Origin of the sequence: Streptomyces sp. NRRL WC-3549, from assembly GCF_000721935.1 — a bacterium.
In the GTDB taxonomy this organism is placed as follows: domain Bacteria; phylum Actinomycetota; class Actinomycetes; order Streptomycetales; family Streptomycetaceae; genus Streptomyces.
Genome location: NZ_KL585381.1, coordinates 28,321 through 31,842, shown reverse-complemented (window position 1 = coordinate 31,842; position 3,522 = coordinate 28,321). Strand labels below are relative to the sequence as shown.

Annotated in this window: 6 protein-coding genes; 3 read left to right on the top strand and 3 right to left on the bottom strand. The window is 72.2% G+C overall.

The window, feature by feature from the left end:
- Nucleotides 1-212 precede the first annotated feature (212 nt).
- From IH13_RS44225 to IH13_RS39630, 3 genes are all read left to right on the top strand, one after another.
- Complete coding sequence (locus IH13_RS44225; RefSeq protein WP_234433174.1) at nucleotides 213-386, top strand: hypothetical protein; 174 nt, start codon at nucleotides 213-215, stop codon at nucleotides 384-386.
- The gene (locus IH13_RS36440) at nucleotides 379-711 is read left to right on the top strand and encodes a hypothetical protein (RefSeq protein WP_234433173.1); all 333 of its coding nucleotides are present in this window, start codon (nucleotides 379-381) and stop codon (nucleotides 709-711) included. Before IH13_RS44225 ends, IH13_RS36440 begins: the two co-directional genes overlap by 8 nt.
- Before the next feature lie 268 nt (nucleotides 712-979).
- Nucleotides 980-1,255 (top strand): hypothetical protein, encoded by a 276-nt coding sequence (locus IH13_RS39630; RefSeq protein ID WP_051835733.1) that lies wholly within the window; start codon nucleotides 980-982, stop codon nucleotides 1,253-1,255.
- A gap of 75 nt (nucleotides 1,256-1,330) precedes the next feature.
- On the opposite strand, the gene IH13_RS44220 is transcribed toward IH13_RS39630, so the two are convergent.
- From IH13_RS44220 to IH13_RS0100340, 3 genes are all read right to left on the bottom strand, one after another.
- Nucleotides 1,331-1,762 (bottom strand): hypothetical protein, encoded by a 432-nt coding sequence (locus IH13_RS44220; RefSeq protein WP_234433172.1) that lies wholly within the window; start codon nucleotides 1,760-1,762, stop codon nucleotides 1,331-1,333.
- 206 nt (nucleotides 1,763-1,968) lie between these two features.
- Nucleotides 1,969-2,142, bottom strand: a complete 174-nt coding sequence (locus tag IH13_RS44215; protein ID WP_234433171.1) for a hypothetical protein — start codon at nucleotides 2,140-2,142, stop codon at nucleotides 1,969-1,971.
- Nucleotides 2,143-2,410: 268 nt separating this feature from the next.
- Nucleotides 2,411-3,304: a phosphorothioated DNA-binding restriction endonuclease gene (locus IH13_RS0100340; protein WP_031079970.1), complete on the bottom strand. Its 894-nt coding sequence runs from the start codon at nucleotides 3,302-3,304 to the stop codon at nucleotides 2,411-2,413.
- Between the last annotated feature and the right edge of the window lie 218 nt (nucleotides 3,305-3,522).

Here is a 3,522-nt window from a genome sequence, read left to right as displayed (position 1 = left end):
GGCTCCACGCAGGGCCCCGCCCGCCGCCGCGGTAGCGGCCCGGTGCGCCCAGGAGCCCGGCCACGGCCTTGTCGGCCGTGTGCCGGGCTCCGCCGGCTTGATCACGTTAACGTGACGGAATCCCCACGGTACCCTCAACTGCCTTCACGGAACCTTCACTTCCTGTCATGCTGCTCCGCCTGAGACCCGAACCAGCGCACGGAGCACCCGACATGACCGACGTCCAGCCTCACGTCAATCCTCACCCAGGCATCCCCGCGCCCGTCGGCGGTGTCGTCGCACCCGGCGCGGCCGGGTCCCCGGACACGGCCCGGTTGCCCGGCCTGGCCATGAAGCGCCGTGGCCCGGTCGCCGTATGGCTCGGCCTGCCGCTGGTGTGTGTATAAGAGACAGGTCTGGTACTACAAGATCCACAGGGAGCTGCTGGAGTTCGACCGCCGCCGGACCCTGAGCCCGGCGGGCAGCCTGCTCGTCCTGATCTTCCTTGGCTGGACCCTGATCGCCCCGCTGATCTCCTTCCACAACACCGGAAAGGCCATCGCGCACGCTCAGCGCGCGGCCGGCCTGCCGGTGACGTGCAGCCCTGCGGCGTGCACGTGGCTGGCGTTCCTCTTCGGCCTGAACACCTGGTACATGCAGCGCCAGCTCAACCTGGTGGTCGACGCCTACCCGGGCGCCGCGCCGGGGACCGGCGTGCTCCTGGCGGCCTGAGCACGCCTGAGCACGGCCTGAGCACGGCCGGCGGCCGGGGCGTGGGCGGGGCCGGCCCCGCGCCCCCGGGCGGCGACCGCGCCCCCGGGGCGCGGGGAGGCCTGGGCCGGCTGGTCCGGGCCTCACACCTGTGCTCGGTGCCGCGGCAGTCAGGCGGGTGGGCCGGCCACGACCACCACTCGCCGTCGCAGCGGAACGCGGCAGCCGCCTTGTCCCCGCGGGTACGGAGACCGCCGAGATCGCAGTCGAGTCCCCGAACAGCGTCTACGTGGCCGGATGGGCCCAGCCCGACCCCGAACCGCCCGTGCCGAGCGTCGTCCACTGGGACGGCAGCGGCTGGAAGGACGTCACCGGGGCACTCGCCGGCCTCTACCTCGACGCGATCGTCCCCGACGGCCGGGGCGGGCTGTGGGCCACCGGTAGCGACATGGCCGCTCCCGCCTGCTCCGGCACGGTCGTCTGGCACTTCGACGGCACCACGTGGACCAAGGAGAGACGGCACCACGTGGACCAAGGAGGAAGGAGCGATGGCGCCCGACGGTGAGTCCCGTTGGCCGTCCTACGGCTTCTCCGACCCGGCACCGGTCGGCGAGTCCGGCGACTTCCGGGCCGTCGGCTCCTACTCCACGCCCATGGACGCGCACGGCGACCAGGCGAGCCACGGACTCATCGAGCGGTCCACGACGGTGACCACCGAGACGGCGACCACCGGCTGAGGCGCCCGGCAGGACGACCGGCTCGCCCTCACAGACGACGCTCGGCCGGGTTTCCCGGCCGAGCGTCTGTGGGGGGCTTCCTCCAGCAGCGTCCAGGTGGTGCCGTCCCAGGGGTAGGTCACCGGATGGCCGCCCTTCACCGGGTAGCGCATACCGGTGGCGTAGGCGTCGTCCGCGGAGAGGGCGTCGATGCCGCGGATGTCGACCTGGGGAGGCAGGGCGAACGTCTCCCCCTCACCGTCGGAGTAGGTGGAGAGCGCGTTGCCGCCCTTGAAGAGCCGCCCGGGGACGGCCGCTCTCGGCACCTCGGGCCAGGAGTCGTCGGAGGGATCCACCTCCGCGCGCTCTCCCAGCGCCGGCCGTCGAAGTGCACGAGCACCTGATCGCGGACCAGGGTCCCGTAAGCCCAGACGTCGGCGGCGGACACGGCGCTGACCGCTGACCACTGCCAGACGCCCGGAAGCCCCGGAGCGGTGTCATCGGCCCATCTCTCGCCGTTCCAGCGCATGATGACGCCGTGGTCACCCGTCCTCCCGACCGCTCAGGCGAGGTCGTCGTCCACGGCGGAGACGGACATCAGGGCCTCGGCGGGGCTGCTTCCGGAGAGGGAGAACTCCCAGCTGGATGACGTGCCGACCGCGCCCGCTGCGCCGGCCGTGAGCAGGGTGGAGGCGAGAACCAGAGGCGGCCGTGGCGCGCAGAAGGTGCCGTACAAGCATCAGCGAGCGTTTCTTCGGGTCGGAAAGGCGAAGAAGACTCACCCCGGTGACGTGTGCGTCCCCGAGGACCGATCGGTCACACGCCCGGAATCACGTCGGTACCGGATGGTTGTAGTGATCACCTGACTCGTACACCGTCGTGAACCCGCTGTATTCGCCCGCGTGTTGAGAGCATCCGGCAGGCCGGGACCGCCGGCCCGCTTCCTTCCACGCTCCCCGGCACGGCGGCCCTCCCCAGCGCACGCGTGGCGACCGGACCGGTGGTCACGCGGTCGTGGTGGGGCGCGGGCTCCCGTGGAAGACCTGACCGGTGTGCCAGGAACGGTGGTCGGCGGCGACGGGGCGGGTGCCCGGCTGGGGGCCGATGACGGGTCGGCCCGCGAGCGCGATGACGTGGTCGCGGGCGGCGGTGCTGCGGCCGACGAAGCTCTGCGAGACCAGGATGCGGTGGCCCTCGCCGAGACCGAGTACGCCCTTGTCGAACAGCTTGTGGTGCAGCGAGCACAAACACAGCCCGTTCTCGACGTCGTCCGGCCCGTCAAACGCCCACCAGCGCACATGGGCGGCCTCGAGCCCGACCGGTACCGCGCCGATGCTGCCGTCGTAGCCGCAGAAGGCGCACCGGTACTCGTACGCCGTCAGGACCATCTCCCGCATCCGCCGGTCCCGTCGCCTGCGCGCGGCCGAGAGCTGCCCGGTCTCGGCCTCCTCCAGCTCCAGACCGACGGCCTCGCACAACTCGCCGTGCAGGGAGGGCGGGAAGTTCAGATCGAGCAGCACCCGTGTCATCCGGCCGAGCAGGGAAGGATCCCGCCGCAGGGCCGCCCGTAGCTCCGGCGTCAGCCGCCCGGCGGCACCGGTTGCGCGCAGTTCCCCGACCCCGGTACCGGGGCTGCCCGGCCCGCGCTCGGTGCGCACCTCCCACACGCCGTCGCTCACCAGGTGGTGGAAGGGGTAGGCGGGCGTCGTCCGGTTACCGGGGCCGTACTCGGCGAGCAGCCTCCGCAGGTCCTCCTCCACGGCGCTGTACCGCAGCTCACCGTCCGCGTCCTGCTGGAACCGGCTGAGCGCGTACAGGAACAGCAACGGCTTGTGCGGCGCCCGCGTCCCCCTCCTCGTCCACTGCCTCAACTGCGCGGTGCGCTCGACCCAGTCCATGGTCGGCGATCGTAGCGGCGGACCGTCGCAGCGCCCGGTCGTGGGGTGGGACGCGGGGGCCGGTCGGCACCGGGCCAGGATCCCGGTTACCGGGCATGACGCCGTGGACCCGGTAGAGGCAGGTGACCCTCGGCCCCACACCGAGCGCCCCTGTGGACAAAGACCAGGACAACGAGGTCTGAGCCAACGTCCGAAGGGCCCCGCAGCAACCTGCGGGG

Coding starts and splice junctions, on each gene's coding strand:
- IH13_RS0100340 (WP_031079970.1), bottom strand. CDS start 3,304: ATGGACTGGGTCGAGCGCACCGCGCAGTTGAGGCAGTGGACGAGGAGG.
- IH13_RS44225 (WP_234433174.1), top strand. CDS start 213: ATGACCGACGTCCAGCCTCACGTCAATCCTCACCCAGGCATCCCCGCG.